The organism is Sulfitobacter sp. PR48, from assembly GCF_028807335.1.
In the GTDB taxonomy this organism is placed as follows: domain Bacteria; phylum Pseudomonadota; class Alphaproteobacteria; order Rhodobacterales; family Rhodobacteraceae; genus Sulfitobacter.
In genome coordinates, this window is the sequence record NZ_JARAMM010000002.1 from 283,752 (window position 1) to 301,272 (window position 17,521).

A 17,521-nucleotide genomic window follows, 5' to 3' on the forward strand; every position below is an offset into this window, starting at 1 on the left:
GCCGATGACAAGCCCGCCGCACTGCGCTAGACCCTTCCCCGGCGGTCCCGTGGCTCAACTGGATAGAGCAGCCCCCTCCTAAGGGGCAGGTTGCAGGTTCGAATCCTGCCGGGATCACCAGTTCGGTACAGATTTATTCAACTCGGTCGCGTGGTTCGAGCGGACAGTTCTGATCACTGCCCACCCGATGGCATTCGGCGGCGGGAGGCGTGTCCGGGAAACCGCTATTGGGTCAGCCGCAGCTGCCGGATCTGATAGGCGATGGCCTCGAAGACATCCGCGATGCTGTCGCCGTCCGCCTTGAAAAAGTGAGACGGGGAGGAAGCGCAATCGCGCATCTGCTGTTCCGGAGTACCCGGTGCCTCGAAGGCAATCGTATAGACGATGATCGGGCGCGGGCTCCGGCTTTTGGCGAGGTCACATTGCTGAAAGAAGCTGTCGACGTTGGTGCCCGCTGAGGTGATCGTTTCGCGTTCGTTGTGGCGGCCCCTTTGCAACTCGCGGACCGGGTTTTCAACGTCCATCGTGTCGATGGGGCGCACCTGTTCGGTGATCTGGCCGTCCGTCATCAGGATGATGTACTTTTGCGTTGTGCTGTCATCATAGGATGCCGGCCGCCCGATGAATTCGGGTGCGGCAAGACCTGCATTTGCCAGTGCGGTCACATCGTCCTGCGACGAAGGGTCAAGCATGGAGACGGCCCATTTCATCGCGTAATGTGTGCCGGTGCCGTCATGCATCCGCATGTTGTTGATCAGATTTTTCAGGCCGGCGCGATCATTGCTGAGGTATTGGATTGAGGTCTGATCCTGCGGGCACCAGCCCCAGTCCATCACGTCGCCGGCAATGTCCCAGTTCATGAAATGCGGCGTCTGCGGGTAAAGCATACCCGATGGCAGTTCTGCCGAGGAAAAACCGCCGGTCCCGATGTCCAGGCAGGAAGAGACGTTGGGATAGACGTAACGCGTGTTCTGATCCGACCCGACACCGCCGATGGCATCTTGTGGCAGTTCACCATGGCTGAGGTGCTCCGGGATGCCACCGTCGGCCTCGTCCATGGCCATTGCGGGATAGCGTTCGCCGTTCAGGCGGTCGAACATGAAAGGGCCGGGGTTTGTCTGGCCCGCATAGGGAACTAGGGTGACGGAGGTTTTCTGGGCATTGGCATCATCCAGCACAATGTCGAGGAAATCCGCTGCGGCAGGCCGAAGATCATTCATGCGGTTGGAGAAACGCATCGACCCGGAGATATCAAGGACCAGCGAAATCTCCACATTCGGCACACGGTCTTCGGCGGTGGCAAGGGCAGGGACATTCAGCGTTTCGACGCCGAAGTAATCCATGAACTGTGTGGTCATGGTGGTGGAGGCACCCACGGTCACGGTGCGAAAGCTGAGCCCCTCGCTGACCTCGACGTTCGACATGAAGTCCCGGATGCCGGATTTTGTGAAGTAGTCCGCCACCACATCTTCGGGGGCGAGGCGCTGGTTCAGCGCGGTCGCGGCAAGTACGGCGCGGTCCGCAGTGGCCTGAAGGCGGCTGCGGTCCATCTCGTGACGCATCACGTCGACGGAAATGCCGCAGATCATCAGCATGCACAGAACCATGAAACAGGCAAAGATCGTAATGGATCCATCTTCGCTGCGGCCAAAACCGCGGATGGATGCTTTCAGTCTACGCATGTCGGGTGGCGTTGATCTTGTTGCCATTGTCGTGAACCTCTCAAATGTGCCCCCATTTGATCAGCGCCGCTTCGGAGTGCGGCCTTGGTCTGGTCAATATTTCGCCTCAATCCTCCTCAAAAGATAGGCAGGTTTTCTCTAAAAATAGGGTAACTCTCCACCGCCGGGAGCCAATCTGGCCAGAGTCCCGGCACTGGGCAGCGAGCGGCGACAATGCCACAATTGGCTGGCTTCCGCATGCCATGCATTTGCCGGGATTTGGCCCGATTGTCCGTGCCAAAAGCGAGGGGATTGCGGGTCAACGACAGGTGATTCTTGCCAGAAAGCTGCCGGTCCGGCGCGGATTCCAGGGGGATTTACGGCTGATATGGCGTGATTTCCGCAATGTTTTGCCGGTGCTCAGAACGCTATAATAGACGCCTGATTTCCGGCGGCGCGGAGCCTGCAAGGGTGGTATATTCTAGGGATGCTTTTTGACCTTCCAGATCACAGCACGCTTTACCAGGCGTTATTGGCCCGCAACGCGGCCTATGACGGGCAAGCCTATGTCGGCGTGTCCACGACAGGTGTGTTTTGCCGCCTGACCTGTCCTGCGCGCAAGCCAAAGCCTGAGAATTGCACCTTCTATCCGTCGGTCGGCGCCTGCCTGGAAGCAGGCTTTCGCGCTTGCAAACGATGTCACCCGCTGCAGCCGATGGCCTCTGCCGATCCGTCGATCACCGCGCTTCTGGCGGCATTGGACGAGCGGCCGACATATCGCTGGTCGGAACACGACATTGAACGCATGGGGTTCGATCTTTCGACGGTCAGAAGAAGTTTCAAACGCCAGTTCGGCATGACGTTTCTAGAGATGGCGCGACAGCGGCGATTGCGGGATGGATTTGAGACGATTGCCGGAGGCGGGCAGGTCATTGATGCGCAATTGGATGCAGGTTTCGACTCTCCCAGTGCATTCCGTGCGTCCTTTTCCAGGCTTCTGGGGCGCGCGCCCGGCAGGCTGGACAGCACGCCGCTTCTTTTTGCCGATTGGGTCGAAACGCCGCTGGGCAACATGATTTCGGTTTGCAGCACGTCCCGGCTGCATCTACTGGAGTTTCTGGATCGCAAGGCATTGAAAACAGAGCTTGGCAAACTGGATGCCTTTGCCAAGGGCAAGATCGGTATCGGGAAAACCGGCCCCGGCGCGCAGATCAAAAGCGAACTGGAGGCCTTTTTTGACGGAACCTCCGCGCGGTTCTCGACCCCTCTGGCTTTCGGGGGCTCTGCTTTTGCCCGAAGTGTCTGGGCCGAATTGGTGCAGATCCCACCCGGCGTGACCCGCAGCTATTCCGAGATCGCCAATCGGATCGGGCGGCCCTCGGCGACCCGCGCCGTTGCGCGTGCAAATGGCGCGAATCAGATTGCGCTAGCCGTACCTTGTCATAGGGATCTTGGTGCGGATGGATCACTGACGGGATATGGCGGCGGGCTTTGGCGCAAACAAAAACTTCTCGAAATCGAACGACACTTCAAAACAACCTCAAAGGACATCGCAGAATGAAGGATCATGCAGCAAAGAGTGCTCAGTTCAGGACAATGCACGTAAAGGGCGATCCGCTGGTCCTCTATAACATCTGGGACGCCGGCGGTGCGCGGACGGTGGAGAGGGCGGGTGCAAAGGCAATCGCAACCGGCAGTTGGTCGATGGCGGCAGCGCATGGATTTGCAGATGGGGAAACCATCCCGCTGGACCTGGTCGCCCAGCTGGTTGAACGTATTGCAGTCTCGGTCGATCTTCCGCTCACGGTAGATTTTGAAAGCGGCTATGCCACTGCACCAGACGAAGTTGCAGAAAATGTGCGCCGGATCATTCGGGCAGGTGCCATCGGGATCAATTTCGAAGATCAGATCGTGCAGGGCGATGGGCTTTTTTCCATTCAGGATCAGGTGCAGCGGATCAAGGCCATCCGCAGTGCCGCCGAGCAGGAAGGCGTCGATCTGTTCATCAACGCGCGGACGGATCTTTTTCTGGCCTCTGACCCATCCGAGCACGAAGGTCTGGTCGACGAAGCCATCAGGCGCGAAGCCGCATACAAGGATGCAGGTGCCAATGGGTTCTTTGTCCCGGGGCTTGACGCCACACGGCTCATCAAAAGAATCGTGGATGCCGTGAGCCTGCCCGTGAACGTCATGATGATGGGGAATCTGACCTCAATCCGGGACGTTGCGCAAACCGGTGTTTCCCGGGTCAGCTATGGCCCCGGGCCATACCGCAGCGCGCAGTCTGATCTGAAGGCACGCTTTGAGGCTCTGCAATGACGGCTGACTGTTCAGGTGATGAACCTGCGAAGAACCGGTCTTAACCGATCGGTTCTTATTATTGGTCGGGCTGAGAGGATTCGAACCTCCGACCCCCTGCTCCCGAAGCAGGTGCGCTACCAGGCTGCGCTACAGCCCGACCGATGCGCGCCACATAGCTTAGTGGCGCTGCCTTGGCAATTGTTCTCTTACACTTGCGACAGTCTTGCGTGCGATCAGGCTGAGGCGGGGCATGCCGCCCATTTCCGGCCTGCGGCTGAGATTGTTCAGCACGGGCAGATGTTCTGATGTGCCGCCGCCTGCTTCGCGCAGAACGATATAGCCGCCGCTGGCAATGATGATCCCCGCTCCGATGAATGTCGTCAGGTCCGAAGTTTCCGCAAAGAACAGCCAGCCAAACAGCGTGGCCCAGAGGATTTGGCTGTACTGCATCGGGGCAACGATGGCTGCATCGGCAAGGGTATAGGCACGGATCATCAGGCTCATCGCGGAGACGGCAAGCAGGGCGATGAGCAGCACAAGGCCGAGATCGGCAAGCGGCATCGGAACATAGACAAACGGCAGGATGCACAGCATCACACCAAAATTGGCCAGCAGCGGATAAAGCAGCAGGACCTCTCGCCGCTCCCGCGCGCCGATCTTGCGCATCACGACAGCCGCAAGGGCGCTGCCAAAGGCGGATACCAAGGCGGCCAGATGGCCAAGGCCCAATTCGGCCGACCCCGGCCGCAGCACCACCAGCACCCCGATCAGGCCGGCAAGGACAGCGAGCCAGCGGTGCACACGCACGACCTCTCCGAGCAGGGGGACGGACAGGACCGTGATGATCAATGGCGAGGCAAAGAGAATTGCATAGGTCTCGGCCAGGGGCAGGACGGCAAAGGCGTAAAAAGCGCAGAAACCGCCGATCACGACGGCAGCGGTGCGCACCCCCGCCCAGAACGGATCGCGCGGGCGCAGGTTCTCTGCCTTCGTGTCACTGACCAGCATCAGCGTCACCATCGGAAAGCTCAGCAGCACCACAAAGAAAACGATCTGGAATGGCGAATAGGTGCTGCCAAGCGATTTGATCGCCGCATCGTGGCTGGCATAGAGCGCAAATGCCAGCAGCCCCATCAGCACGCCCCTAAGGGTGGTGCTGCGGACCTGCTGGTGATTTTCACTGGTCACGGTCGCCTCGGGCATGTCGCCGAGTTAGTATTGCCAGGGTGCAGCGTAAAGGGCCGACTGGGCAATTCGTCGGCTTGCGCAGAATATTTGGTCGGCCTGCGCAAGCGCTGTGCATCGCGTTAAGCCACAGCCGTCACAGGCTGGCGTCCAGTGCCGCCAGGATCACATCACCCATTTCGGTGGTGGAAATCGGTGTGCCGCCGTCGGGACCCATCAGGTCAGCGGTGCGCGCGCCATCGGCCAGAACCTTTTCGACCGCCTGTTCGAGCCGCGTCGCCTCGTCCCCCTGGTCAAAGGAATAGCGCAGCGCCATGGCGAAGCTGAGGATGCAGGCAATCGGGTTCGCCTTGCCCTGGCCCGCGATGTCAGGGGCGGAGCCGTGAACGGGTTCATAGAGGGCCTTGGGCCGGCCATCGGCATTCGGCGCGCCAAGCGAGGCGGAGGGCAGCATGCCCAGCGACCCGGTCAGCATCGCGGCGCAATCGGACAGGATGTCGCCGAATAGGTTGTCGGTCACGATCACGTCGAACTGCTTGGGCGCGCGGACAAGCTGCATCGCGCCGTTGTCGGCGTACATGTGGCTCAACTCGACATCCGGATAATCCGCGTCGCGCACGCGCTGAACGACTTCACGCCAGAGCACGCCCGATTCCATCACGTTGGCCTTCTCCATCGAGCAGACCTTGTTGCCGCGGCGGCGGGCCAGTTCGAAGGCCGAGCGGGCCACGCGTTCGATTTCGGATTCGGTGTAGCGCTGGGTGTTGATGCCGACGCGTTCGTTGCCTTCCTCGAAGATGCCGCGCGGTTCCCCGAAATAGACGCCCGATGTCAGCTCGCGCACGATCATGATGTCGAGCCCGGCGACCACGTCCTTTTTCAGCGAGGAGAAATCAGCCAGCGCATCAAAGCATTGTGCCGGGCGCAGGTTTGAGAACAGGTCCATCTCCTTGCGCAGGCGCAACAGGCCACGCTCGGGTTTCAGGCTGAAATCGAGGTTGTCGTATTTCGGACCACCCACGGCGCCAAGAAGGACGGCGTCTGCCGCCAGCGCCCTGGCCATCGTATCGTCATGCAGCGGGGTGCCATGTTTGTCATATGCAGCGCCGCCGACCAGATCATGTTCGACATCGAAGGCAAGATCGCGTTTGGCGCCGAACCAGTCGATCACGCGGGTGACCTGCTCCATGACTTCCGGTCCGATGCCGTCACCAGCGAGGATTAACAGGGTGGGATTTGCCATGGGATGCTCCTGAAAGATCATGTTTCAGGCGGCGTAGCCTGCCCGGCGCGGCGGGTCAAGTTGGGCTTGGCAGCTGGCCGGTATCAGGTCCCCAATTCGACCCAAACAAGCTGATGGCGGCTTGCCTCCGGATGGGGCGCGGTGATCCCTGATCCGATGACGGTCCAATCGGCGGAGGGCAGGACGTAGTCCACCCGCAGCGGCCCGGTTTGCGGCCAGTTCACACTGGCCTGTTCCGGCAAAGGGTCTTGCAGACGTGCGTCGCCCAGCAAGCGGCGTATGGCGATGTTGCGGCCATCCCCCCGGTTCGGATCAAGGTTCGCATCGCCGGTCAGGATAAACCGTGCAACAGGCGGGGGGCCGAATTGACCATCAAGGTACTGCCGCCAGAATTCCGTTTCATCGTGGTTGCGCCTGCCATTGCGGTCTTCCGGCCCGTCAAAGACCGGGGGCGCGGCGTGATAGGTGAGAATGTGAATGGGCCCCAGGGCGGGATGCGAAATGGGCACCACCCAATGCCCGTTGCTGGACAGGCGCTGGATCGCCAATGCCTCGGCGCTGGGGAAAGGCGCCTGCCGCGTTCCGGGCAAAAGCGCACCCGGCAGTTCGCGCCAGAGCAGGGTCGAATAATCCTGCACCTCTGATTGTCTGATCGGAAAGCGGGACAGTATCGCCATGGCTCCCTGGCCAAAGAAATGTCCGAAACCCTGGGCATCACCCGGCCCGCCAACTCTGCTGTCGCCATCCAGGTCCAGGTCTGTCATCAGACCTGCATTGGGCGGGCCTGCGTATCGGTAGGGATAGGTCAGGCCGCGCGCCCTGATCTGCGCGGCAAGGGCCTCCAGAGTGCGCCCTTCCAGGTCATAATCCACGCCCTGAAGAACCAGGACATCGGCGCGGGCGGTGACCAGCACGTCGACCACGGCGACGACCTGCGGATCGTCACCCTTCAGAATGTCCCGCAGCAGGAGGCCAGGGCCCTCGCGCGCAAGTTCGGTGTTGTAGGTGGCAATCCGGATGCTCTCGGCCGAAGCTGCCGAGACGCTGCAGATCAGGCAGAGGAAAAGGGCAATCAGGCAGTCTGGAATGGGGTATCCGCGTCGGCGTAGGTGCGGCGACGCTTGTCTTCGATCATGTCGGCGACCTTGCCCATTGCAAGGCCACGCATGATCATGCTGGCAGGCAGAAAGGCCCATGCGCTGATTGTCCAGATCAGGGTTTGCGGATTTTGCAATGTGATCGGGTCTATCAGGTCGGACGCCGCCTTGACCAGAGCGGGGATGATAAAGGGCAGCAGGAAACCCAGTGCGATATTCACGCGGGCATCGCGTTGCAGGCGGTATACAACATCGCCCCCGACCGTCGGGTCGAACAGGGGAAGGTTAACCCATACGTTGAAAATACCTTTGCGGGCGGGCCAGTTCATCACGCGGACAAGGATCAGGAAGGCGGTCATTGCCACCAGCGAAATCAGATAGGCGAGCCCGGCTGAGGTCCGCACGGAGGCAACCAGTTCGGGGTTGGCGGATTCGGGCAGCATCAGGACCACAAGGCGCACCGGCGAATAGGGAAAGTCGACGGCATTGCCGATGATTGTCCCGACGGAGGTCAAGGCGCCGGTCAGCAGGGTCGGCTCGGTCGCGCCCCGCAAGATCATGCTCAGCAGCAGCACCGTCACGAAGAGCGAGGCAAAGCGCAGCCGGTTGAAAGGCGGTGCATCGCGGAATTCCATGATGCTGGGAAAGTTGGAGTTGTATTCGACGAAGGTCAGGAAGGCGGCCAGCAGTGCAACGAGAACGGAGATCTGTGTGGAATCGGCAGCCACGCCCGGAAGCACAAGCGCTGGCAGCAATACCAACAGGGCCACAAAGAGACCACGCGCCGCAGCGCCTGTCATCCGTCCGATCACTAGTTTTCCCTTCCAAACTGGCCAGCCGCGGTGCATTGCCGCGTACTTGTCCCAACTTGCTGCCCCCGGGGTTTGGGGGCCTGCCTCATTATCGCCCAATTTGTGCCTTCTTTCGTCTCAATCCTCAAGACTATTGATGAACAGAACTTAAACCTTGGGGCTTTTTGAGGGCAGGGGTGGTGCCTTCTTGCATCTATTTTCGGGCGGGAAAATGGCGCGATCCATATCTTGTGGGCGAAATGGTATCGCCCACAAGTGCTTTGAAATCTCTGCTGAAATATTCAGCGTCTGTCAGACCCAGGGCCGGCTTTGCGCGACGGCTGTTTCGAAACTGTCGATGGCGGCGGCCTTTTCCATGGTCAGGCCGATGTCGTCGAGGCCGTTCATCAGGCAGTGTTTCTTGAAGGAGTCGAGCTCGAAGGAAAAGGTCTCGCCGTCAGATGTTGTGACGGTTTGCGCTTCGAGGTCGATGGTCATGCGCGCATTTGCGCCCTTCTCTGCGTCCTTCATCAGGACATCGACCTGTTCCTGCGGCAGGGCGATGGGCAGAATGCCGTTCTTGAAGCAGTTGTTGTAGAAGATATCGGCATAGGAAGGGGCAATCACGCAGCGGATGCCAAAATCCTTGATCGCCCAGGGCGCATGTTCACGCGACGATCCGCAACCGAAGTTGTCGCCGGCCACAAGGATTTCCGCATCGCGGTATTGCGGTTTGTTCAGGACGAAATCCGGGATCTCATTGCCGTTGTCGTCGTAACGCATCTCGTCGAACAGGTTCACCCCAAGGCCGGAGCGCTTGATGGTTTTCAGAAACTGCTTGGGGATGATCATGTCGGTGTCGATATTGATCATGGGCATTGGTGCCGCAATGCCGGTGAGGGTGTCAAACTTGTCCATTGAAATGAACTCCTGTTTCAGGGCCACGCAGAGAGGGGGCCAGATAGTTGGATGCACCTGTCAGAGGTGCTTTTGATGTGATGGCTTTCATGGCTGCCGGTTGCGCAGGACAAGGCCGACGGCGGCAAAACCGACGCCGTCCATGACCAGTTGAATGCCCAGCAGAAGCCCCAGCAGTTGCGTCGCCAGCGACTGGAAGTCGGAAAAGATCACGACCCCCACAAGAAGCGAGGCAGCGCCGGACAGCAGGAGCGGCACATAAGAAGGCGTGTCCCGGCCTGCCCGAGTTGCCCAGATGATCCGCGCGATGCCGGAGATGACAAAACCCGCGCCGACGACGATGGCCAGGGAAATCGTGCCCTCCAGCGGGTTGGCCAGCAGCCAGACACCGACCACAAGTGTGATCAGGGCGATGATCCAGTTCAGCGCACCGTCAAAGCCTGTCCCGGTCTTGAACAGCAACCAAAGCTGCAGGATGCCGCCCAGCAGGAAAAAGATACCGACCAGGGTGGTGACCGCGATCGAAGCGGCGAGCGGATTCGCGATGGCAAGAATGCCACCGATGATCAGCACGACGCCCATGAGGACAAGTGTAAGCCAGGGTTTCATAGCATTTCTTCCTTCAGATGTCCGGTGTGCCAGCCGGGGTTCGGCTGGCACCGGTGTTACATCATGGTCCGAACATCGGTCAGCTTGCCGGTGATCGCCGCCGCCGCTGCCATGGCGGGTGACATCAGGTGGGTGCGTCCTCCCCGGCCCTGACGGCCCTCGAAGTTGCGGTTCGAGGTGGCCGCGCAGCGTTCACCGGGTGACAGCTGATCGGGGTTCATCGCCAGGCACATGGAGCAGCCGGCCAGACGCCATTCGAACCCGGCCTCCTTGAAGATATCGGCAAGGCCTTCTTCCTCGGCCTGGGCGCGGACAAGGCCCGAACCGGGGACGATCATGGCGCGCAGGCCTTCCTTGATCTTCCTGCCCTTGAGGATCGCAGCGGCGGCGCGCAGGTCCTCGATCCGGCCGTTGGTGCAGGATCCGATAAAGACGGTGTCGATTTCCACTTCGGACAGCGGTGTGCCGGCGGTCAGCCCCATGTAGTCGAGCGAGCGCTGAGCCGCCCCGACCTTGCCGCCCTTGAAATCGGATGCGGCGGGAACATTGGCGGTGATGGGCAGCACGTCTTCGGGGGAGGTGCCCCAGGTCACGACCGGCGCGATGTCCTCGCCCTTGAGCGTGATCACCTTGTCCCAATGGGCATCGTCGTCGGAATAGAGGGTTTTCCACCAGTCCATCGCGGCTTCCCACTGCGCGCCTTTCGGTGCGTGGGGGCGGCCCTTGCAATATTCAAAGGTCTTTTCATCCGGTGCGATCAGGCCCGCGCGTGCGCCGCCTTCGATTGCCATGTTGCAGACCGTCATGCGCCCTTCCATCGACAGATCGCGAATGGCCTCGCCGCAGTATTCGATGACATAGCCGGTGCCGCCTGCCGTGCCGGTTGCGCCGATGACGGACAGGGTGATGTCCTTGGCGGTGACGCCGGGGCTCAGCTTGCCGGTGATCTCGACCTTCATGTTCTTGGATTTCTTCTGGATCAGCGTCTGGGTGGCCAGCACGTGCTCCACCTCTGACGTGCCGATGCCATGGGCCAGCGCGCCGAAAGCGCCGTGGGTCGCCGTATGGCTGTCACCGCAGACGACGGTCATGCCGGGCAGGGTCCAGCCCTGTTCCGGGCCGACGATATGCACGATGCCCTGACGCACATCGGTCACCGGATAGTAATGCAGGCCGAATTCCTTTGCATTGGTGTCAAGCGCTGCCACCTGGATACGGCTGTCTTCGGTCATCGTCTCGGCATTGGCGCGATCCAGGGTGGTCGGCACGTTGTGGTCCGGCACCGCGATTGTCTTTTCCGGCGCGCGGACAGTGCGACCGGTCATGCGCAGCCCTTCAAAGGCCTGCGGGCTTGTCACCTCGTGGACAAGGTGACGGTCGATGTAGAGCAGACAGGTGCCATCCTCGGCCTCGTGGGCCACGTGGGCATCCCAGATTTTGTCGTAAAGCGTTTTGGGGGACATGGGTCCTCTCCCGTATTGGTGGTGTGGAACAGGCGAAAGGGCCGCGCGGTTGCGCGGCGGGCAGGCTTATAGGCGTGCCAGCACCGTATGCGTGGCACCGAAAAAGCGTTCGCGCAGGCGTGCGCGATCAGTTTGATCAAAGACCTGTATCATGAGGATGAGATAAGGCACCGCGCAGATTCCCGCAAGGTGCCTCTTGATGCAGGCCGGTGCCGCCGGAAAGGACCCCCGCCGTTGCGGGGATTGGGGTAATGTGCAAGCATGAAACCGGTACGGTAGCGAGGCAAGACATGGATCAACCCACAGACCCGTTTGCACATTTCCTGGGTTCGCTTGAGAGCGTCTGGATCAACGCGGTGGGATTTGTTTCGGGGGTGATCCAGCCGGGATGGCGGCAGAACCAGGTGCTGATCGTGCTGGGGCTGGCGCTGGTTGCTTGGGTCCTGCACCGGTTCAGCGATCGGGCCGTCCGCAATTGGGTGCGGTCACGGCAGGGCTGGGCAAAGTGGCAACTGCGGGTGATCGTGCAGGTGCGCCGCAGGCTGGGCCTGATCTGGTTCTCGCTGATGGCCTATATGGTCTACACGGTGATGCAGAACGTCACCTGGCCATCGCGGTCCTATCTGATCGGTCTGGCGGCAACCCTGGCGATTGTCTGGGTCGGCATCGCCTTTGCAGCGCAGCTGGTGCGCAACCGGCCGCTGCGCCGCATCGTGACCTGGGCCTTGTGGATCTACGCGACGCTCTATTTCCTCAACATTTCGGACGATGTGGCGGCGTTCCTGGACGGTCTTGCCATCGAAGTCGGTGATTTCCGCCTGTCCGTCCTGACCCTGATCACCGCGCTGGTGGTGATCGGCGCGCTCTTCACGGTTGCACGGCTGGTCAGTCAGGCGACCGCCAGCACAATCAGAAAGAACGAGGAAATAAGCCCTTCGATGCAGGTGCTTGCGGTGAAGGGCATCCAGCTTGCCCTTTATGGCTTTGCATTCTTCATGGGGGTCAAGGCGGTCGGCATCGACCTGACCGGGCTTGCGGTGCTGTCGGGTGCCATCGGTGTCGGCCTTGGTTTCGGTCTGCAAAAGGTGGTGTCGAACCTTGTCTCGGGCGTCATCATCCTGATCGACAAGTCGATCAAGCCAGGCGACGTGATCTCACTGGGAGAGACATTCGGCTGGATCCAGACTTTGGGCGCGCGCTATGCGTCGGTCGTTACACGGGATGGCAAGGAATACCTGATCCCGAATGAGGACCTGATCACCGGGCAGGTGGTCAACTGGTCCCATTCGAATGATTTCGTGCGTTTGGACATCTATTTCGGCACGGCCTATGGCGATGACCCCCATGTGGTCCGCAAACTGGCGATCGAGGCTGCCTCGGGTGTGGAAAGGGTGCTCAGCTTCAAGGCGCCGGTTTGTCACATCGTCGGCTTTGGCGACAGTTCGGTCGATTACATCCTGCGTTTCTGGATCAAGGACCCCACCGGCGGGCTGACCAATATTCGCGGCAATGTCTATCTGGCGCTTTGGGATGCATTCAAGGAAAACAACATTTCCATCCCCTTCCCGCAGCGCGAGGTCCTGATGCTGGAAGACAGCAAGCTGGCGCTGTCGCGCAACGTCCGGAACCCGGTACAGGATTGACTTGCTTTGCGCCGGTACAGGGGTAATTTTCCTGAAACGCCACGGTGCCCGGGGGAAATTCCATGACAGAACGCGGTCCGGTTGTTCTGATTCTGGGGTCCGGTCCAAATGTCGTGCAGGCTGCCGGTTGGCACAGATCCCTTTTCGATCACATCGTGGTGATCAACAACGCCTGGCAGGTCCGGCCGGACTGGGACGCCCTGGTGTTTCCCGAGGATTTTCCGGCTCACCGTATGCCGCCACGGGTTGGCCCGGACCAGACCCTGGTCGATGCCAGCGCCTTTGTGCCCGCGCAGAACCGCTATGGCGGTTTCGTTTTTGCCGGCGCGACGATGGCTTTTACAACGGCCTATTGGGCGCTGGCTGAATACCGGCCCGGCGTTATGGCATTCATGGGCTGTGACATGGTTTATCCCGATCAGGGGCCAACGCATTTTTACGGGGCCGGTGCCGCCGATCCGCTGCGGGCCGACATATCGCTGCGCGATCTCGGGGCGAAGTCGGCACGTCTATCGGTCCTGGCGGCCTTGCAGGGTTGCGCCTGCGTGAACCTGTCCGGCGATGTGTCCCGTCTGATGTTTCCACGATGTGATGCGGCTGACCTGCACGAGGTGACAGAAGCGGGCGCGGTCGACCGGCACATGGTCGGCACCCTGCTGGCGCGGGAACGCGCCTTGGGATATGCAACGCCTGACGGACGCCATGACGCCTTGCAGGAAAGGGCCGATCTGGAAGCGCTGGATGCGCTGGACAGGGATTGGCAGGGCCTTTCCGGACCTGCAACGGGGCGCGCGCAATCAGGCGGCAGAACAGCGTTTCCAACTGGTCAATCTCCTCCAGCGGTGTGAGTGGTTTCGAGCAGGAAGTCCGCGGCCTGTTGAAAGATATTGGTGCCGGAGAAAGCGGCATCATCAGCCGGGAAGGCCGGTAAATGCCGACAAATCCCGGTTGTCATTGAATTGTCACCCCTGGATTGCTAATTTGGGGTTACCCAGCATCGGGGGAAACGGTGCATTGAAAAGGAGGACAATGTCCTGTCAACCCAAGCCAACGCAGCTTTGGCTGCGAACCCTCAGGCGGCTGTCATGACGGCCACTGCTGATATGGCCACAAGCGATGCTGTGCTGGCTGCTGTTCTCAACTCTCTTCAAGACGACAAGGCCGAAGACATCGTGCAGATTGATCTGCGCGGGAAGACGGCAATTGGCGACTACATGGTCATCTGCTCCGGCCGGTCCACACGGCAGGTCTCGGCGATTGCCGAAAAGCTCGCGCAGAATATCAAGGATGAATTCGGTGTAACGCCGAAAATGGAAGGCAAGGACATCGGAGACTGGGTTCTGATCGACACCGGCGATGTCATCGTACATGTTTTCCGTCCCGAAGTGCGCGACTTCTACCAACTGGAGAAGATGTGGATGGCGGGCGGTGAGGCCGCAGTTCAGAACTGATCCGCCCGGACCGGCGCGATGCGCGTTCATATCTGTGCCGTCGGGCGCCTGCGCAAAGGTCCCGAAAAGGATCTGGTTGATGACTACCTGACCCGGTTCGACCGGACGGGCAGGGGGCTGAGCCTTGGCCCGGCCCAGGTGATCGAAGTGGATGACCGCAAGGGCGGCGGCATGTCCGCCGAGGCGGCCCTGCTGGAAAAGGCGCTGCCAAAGGGGGCAACCCTGTGCGTTCTGGATGAACGCGGCACCGTTGAGACTTCTCCGAAATTTGCAAAACGTCTGGCGGGCTGGCGCGATGGCGGGGTCGGTGATCTTGCCTTTGTCATCGGGGGCGCCGACGGGATAGACCCCGCCCTGCGCGCAAAGGCGCATCACGGGCTGTCATTCGGCAAGATGGTCTGGCCGCATATGCTGGTACGGGTGATGCTGGCCGAACAATTGTACCGTGCCGCATCCATCCTGTCCGGCGGGCCGTATCACCGCAGCTGACGGGCAGGCAGCCTGAGGCGGTGGCCGTGTCAGACCTTAACGCAGCTTGATGCGTTTGATATCGGGTGACCAGCCGTTCACCGTATCGCGCGCCTGAATGCCGATTTCGGTCACCCCCTCGGGGATGCTGACCCCTGAAAGGGACCGGGTGAAGGGCTGCTCATTCACATGGGGGTGGGCCAGATTGCGCAGGCCCAGTTCCTTGCCGTCGCCATCCACGATGCGCCAGCCATCGGCATAATCGTCCCAGCCGGTATCTGTGTGCTTGATGGTCACATCAAAGTTCCAGGTATCGCCGGTTTTCTTGATGTTGACGTTCTGAATGACCGGCGGGTCCGCCAGCGCGGGTGTCGTGGCAAGAGCTATGGCCAGTATGGATCGCTTGAACATGGGACTCACCTTGGGAGGATTGGAACGTATATATTTACCATATCTACTTTTCCAAGAGTATCCCCCGGGAACGGGAGGCAAACTCCCGTCGCCAGATCACAAATAGTGTCACAAATGCACCAGCGATCAACATCAGGGCGCCCCCCAGCCAGGCCACGCTGGCCAGCCCGAAATAGATCGAGCGCAACCCCCGGTTGAAGCTGCGCGCGGCAAAGATGTTTATTTCAGCGGCCTTGTGGGCCATCCGGGGCGCTTTGGGGTCGGTGGCGTCATTGGGCACCGCCGCCATCAGGACGGAACAATATCCGAAGAGCCGGTTTGACCAGATGAACTTCAGAAAGGCGTTCGCCAGGAAGAAGACCACAAGCAGCAGTTTGATTTCCCAGACAAAGACGGGCTGATGCGCAAATGTCAGATCCTTTGCCACGCTGGCAAGACGTTCGGCATTGCCAATCAGCGCGAGTGTCCCGCCAATGGCGATCACGCAGGTGGAGGCAAGGAAAGACGAACCCTGCCTCAGTGTGCTGATGGTCTGCGCATCGAAAATGCGGGGCTGGCGGGTGATCATCTGGCGCATCCATTCGCGACGATAATCTGCCATCAGGACCGATACCGAAGGCCGGTGGGCGGCCGGGTTCTCGATCCGCCATCCAAGAGACAGCCAGAGAAGGATGATGATTACCACGGCTGAAAAATCCAGCGGGTCAAACAGGGCAAGGCGGTCGATCCAATTCATGGGTTGTTCATACGCGACTGGAATACTATTGCCATAGCGGTAAATTGGTCATATTATTTTACCAAATTGGAGTAGTGCGATGGAAATGCCGATCCCGGATGCTTCGGTCCTTGCTCGCAAGGCACGTATCGTCGCGCGTTTGCGTGACGTATTGCCGGGGGATGCGGTGATCGACGATCCGCGGGAGACGCGGGCCTATGAATGCGACGCGCTGACCGCCTACAGATGCGCGCCGATGGTGGCGGTGCTGCCCGCCACCACGGCGGAAGTCTCTGCTGTTCTGCGGATCTGCCATGCCGAAGGGGTGCCGGTAGTGCCGCGCGGGTCGGGGACATCGCTGGCAGGGGGTGCTTTGCCAACCGCGGATTGCGTGATCCTCGGTGTGGCCAGGATGAATGCGGTGATCGAAACCGATTACGTCAACAGGCTGATACGGGTGCAGACGGGACGCACCAATCTCAGCGTGACGGGTGCGGTCGAGGCGGATGGATTTTTCTATGCGCCCGACCCGTCCAGCCAGCTGGCCTGTGCCATCGCCGGGAACATCGCGATGAATTCGGGCGGGGCACATTGCCTGAAATACGGCGTGACAACCAACAATCTGATGGGGGTCACCATGGTGATGATGGATGGCGAGATTGTTGAAATCGGTGGCGGACATCTCGATGCCGGGGGTCTTGACCTGTTGGGGCTGATCTGCGGATCGGAAGGCCAGCTTGGTGTCGTGACCGAGGCGACGCTGCGGATCCTGCCCAAGCCGGAGGGCGCGCGGCCTGTCCTGATGGGATTTGACGACAATGAGGTGGCAGGGGCCTGTGTGTCGGACATCATCAAGGCGGGTGTGCTGCCGGTGGCGATCGAATTCATGGACCGCCCCTGCATCGAGGCGACGGAGGCTTTTGCAAAGGCGGGATACCCGATGTGCGAGGCATTGCTGATCGTCGAGGTTGAGGGATCAGATGCCGAGATCGACCATCAACTTTCGCTGATCAAGGAGATTGCACTGCGTCATGACCCGGTAGAGCTGCGCGAAAGCAAATCGGCGGAGGAATCGGCCAAGATCTGGCTGGGCCGCAAGTCTGCCTTTGGCGCGATGGGGCAGATCAATGATTACATGTGCCTTGACGGGACAATTCCGGTCTCTTCCCTGCCGATGGTCCTGCGCCGGATCGGTGAGATGAGCGCGGAATACGGCCTGAAGGTCGGCAACGTCTTTCATGCGGGCGATGGGAACATGCATCCGCTGATCCTGTTCGATGCGAACAAGCCCGGCGATCTGGAGCTGTGCGAGGCCTTCGGGGCAGAAATTCTCAAGCTGTGTGTCGAGGTGGGGGGCTGCCTGACCGGAGAGCATGGCGTGGGGATCGAGAAGCGGGACCTCATGCATGTTCAGTATACGCCGGAGGATCTGGAGGCGCAGATGGCGGTGAAAGATGTGTTTGACCCGGCGTGGCTGTTGAACCCGGCCAAGGTGTTCCCGCTGAATGCCTCGGAACGGCGGCGGGCGGCGATGCTGGCGGCTGAGTGATGTCGCCGGGTGACTG

General features: G+C 60.4%; 17 protein-coding genes and 2 tRNA genes. 8 read left to right on the forward strand and 11 right to left on the reverse strand.

Annotated features, from left to right (window positions below):
- The first annotated feature begins 43 nt into the window (after positions 1-43).
- Positions 44-120, forward strand: a tRNA-Arg gene (locus tag PVW51_RS04055).
- 104 nt (positions 121-224) lie between these two features.
- Here PVW51_RS04055 and PVW51_RS04060 read toward each other — a convergent pair.
- The gene (locus PVW51_RS04060) at positions 225-1,709 is read right to left on the reverse strand and encodes a TadE/TadG family type IV pilus assembly protein (RefSeq protein ID WP_274573705.1); all 1,485 of its coding nucleotides are present in this window, start codon (positions 1,707-1,709) and stop codon (positions 225-227) included.
- 439 nt (positions 1,710-2,148) lie between these two features.
- On the opposite strand from PVW51_RS04060, the gene PVW51_RS04065 reads away from it, so the two are divergent.
- Together PVW51_RS04065 and PVW51_RS04070 are read left to right on the forward strand one after the other, a co-directional pair.
- Entirely contained in the window at positions 2,149-3,222 is a 1,074-nt protein-coding gene (locus PVW51_RS04065; RefSeq protein WP_274573706.1) for a bifunctional transcriptional activator/DNA repair enzyme AdaA, read from the forward strand.
- Positions 3,153-3,980, forward strand: a complete 828-nt coding sequence (locus PVW51_RS04070; protein ID WP_274573707.1) for an isocitrate lyase/PEP mutase family protein — start codon at positions 3,153-3,155, stop codon at positions 3,978-3,980. Before PVW51_RS04065 ends, PVW51_RS04070 begins: the two co-directional genes overlap by 70 nt.
- A 62-nt stretch (positions 3,981-4,042) precedes the next feature.
- On the opposite strand, the gene PVW51_RS04075 is transcribed toward PVW51_RS04070, so the two are convergent.
- The 8 genes from PVW51_RS04075 to leuC form a co-directional block, all read right to left on the reverse strand.
- Positions 4,043-4,119 (reverse strand) — tRNA-Pro (locus tag PVW51_RS04075).
- 20 nt (positions 4,120-4,139) lie between these two features.
- Positions 4,140-5,165: a DMT family transporter gene (locus tag PVW51_RS04080; RefSeq protein WP_274573708.1), complete on the reverse strand. Its 1,026-nt coding sequence runs from the start codon at positions 5,163-5,165 to the stop codon at positions 4,140-4,142.
- A gap of 118 nt (positions 5,166-5,283) precedes the next feature.
- Entirely contained in the window at positions 5,284-6,390 is a 1,107-nt protein-coding gene (gene leuB / locus PVW51_RS04085) for a 3-isopropylmalate dehydrogenase (RefSeq protein WP_274573709.1), read from the reverse strand.
- Positions 6,391-6,473: 83 nt separating this feature from the next.
- Positions 6,474-7,463 carry an endonuclease/exonuclease/phosphatase family protein gene (locus PVW51_RS04090; protein WP_443287501.1) on the reverse strand — a complete coding sequence of 330 codons (990 nt, stop codon included), beginning with the start codon at positions 7,461-7,463 and terminating at the stop codon, positions 6,474-6,476.
- Positions 7,463-8,287 carry a hypothetical protein gene (locus tag PVW51_RS04095; RefSeq protein WP_274573710.1) on the reverse strand — a complete coding sequence of 275 codons (825 nt, stop codon included), beginning with the start codon at positions 8,285-8,287 and terminating at the stop codon, positions 7,463-7,465. Before PVW51_RS04095 ends, PVW51_RS04090 begins: the two co-directional genes overlap by 1 nt.
- Positions 8,288-8,590: 303 nt before the next feature.
- A complete protein-coding gene (gene leuD, locus PVW51_RS04100) occupies positions 8,591-9,196 on the reverse strand; it encodes a 3-isopropylmalate dehydratase small subunit (RefSeq protein WP_114273800.1) in 606 nt (201 codons plus the stop codon).
- 87 nt (positions 9,197-9,283) lie between these two features.
- On the reverse strand, positions 9,284-9,805 hold the full coding sequence (locus PVW51_RS04105) for an HdeD family acid-resistance protein (RefSeq protein ID WP_269366128.1): 522 nt from the start codon (positions 9,803-9,805) through the stop codon (positions 9,284-9,286).
- 56 nt (positions 9,806-9,861) lie between these two features.
- A complete protein-coding gene (gene leuC, locus PVW51_RS04110; RefSeq protein WP_269366126.1) occupies positions 9,862-11,268 on the reverse strand; it encodes a 3-isopropylmalate dehydratase large subunit in 1,407 nt (468 codons plus the stop codon).
- Positions 11,269-11,558: 290 nt separating this feature from the next.
- Between leuC and PVW51_RS04115 the strand changes: the two genes are divergently transcribed.
- The 4 genes from PVW51_RS04115 to rlmH all read left to right on the forward strand — a co-directional run bounded on the left by PVW51_RS04115 (position 11,559) and on the right by rlmH (position 14,851).
- Entirely contained in the window at positions 11,559-12,911 is a 1,353-nt protein-coding gene (locus PVW51_RS04115; RefSeq protein WP_274573711.1) for a mechanosensitive ion channel family protein, read from the forward strand.
- Positions 12,912-12,973: 62 nt separating this feature from the next.
- The gene (locus tag PVW51_RS04120) at positions 12,974-13,759 is read left to right on the forward strand and encodes a hypothetical protein (RefSeq protein WP_274573712.1); all 786 of its coding nucleotides are present in this window, start codon (positions 12,974-12,976) and stop codon (positions 13,757-13,759) included.
- Between the two features lie 237 nt (positions 13,760-13,996).
- Positions 13,997-14,362 carry a ribosome silencing factor gene (gene rsfS, locus PVW51_RS04125; protein WP_114274410.1) on the forward strand — a complete coding sequence of 122 codons (366 nt, stop codon included), beginning with the start codon at positions 13,997-13,999 and terminating at the stop codon, positions 14,360-14,362.
- A gap of 18 nt (positions 14,363-14,380) precedes the next feature.
- Complete coding sequence (rlmH, locus tag PVW51_RS04130; protein WP_269366120.1) at positions 14,381-14,851, forward strand: 23S rRNA (pseudouridine(1915)-N(3))-methyltransferase RlmH; 471 nt, start codon at positions 14,381-14,383, stop codon at positions 14,849-14,851.
- A gap of 36 nt (positions 14,852-14,887) precedes the next feature.
- Here the strand turns inward: rlmH and PVW51_RS04135 are convergent, their stop codons facing one another.
- Together PVW51_RS04135 and PVW51_RS04140 are read right to left on the reverse strand one after the other, a co-directional pair.
- Positions 14,888-15,241 (reverse strand): hypothetical protein, encoded by a 354-nt coding sequence (locus PVW51_RS04135; protein WP_114273795.1) that lies wholly within the window; start codon positions 15,239-15,241, stop codon positions 14,888-14,890.
- A 43-nt stretch (positions 15,242-15,284) separates the two neighbouring features.
- Positions 15,285-15,977, reverse strand: a complete 693-nt coding sequence (locus PVW51_RS04140; RefSeq protein WP_269366118.1) for a DUF599 domain-containing protein — start codon at positions 15,975-15,977, stop codon at positions 15,285-15,287.
- A gap of 79 nt (positions 15,978-16,056) precedes the next feature.
- On the opposite strand from PVW51_RS04140, the gene PVW51_RS04145 reads away from it, so the two are divergent.
- Positions 16,057-17,505, forward strand: coding sequence for an FAD-linked oxidase C-terminal domain-containing protein (locus tag PVW51_RS04145; RefSeq protein ID WP_274573713.1), 1,449 nt, complete (start codon positions 16,057-16,059; stop codon positions 17,503-17,505).
- The last annotated feature ends 16 nt before the right edge of the window (positions 17,506-17,521 follow it).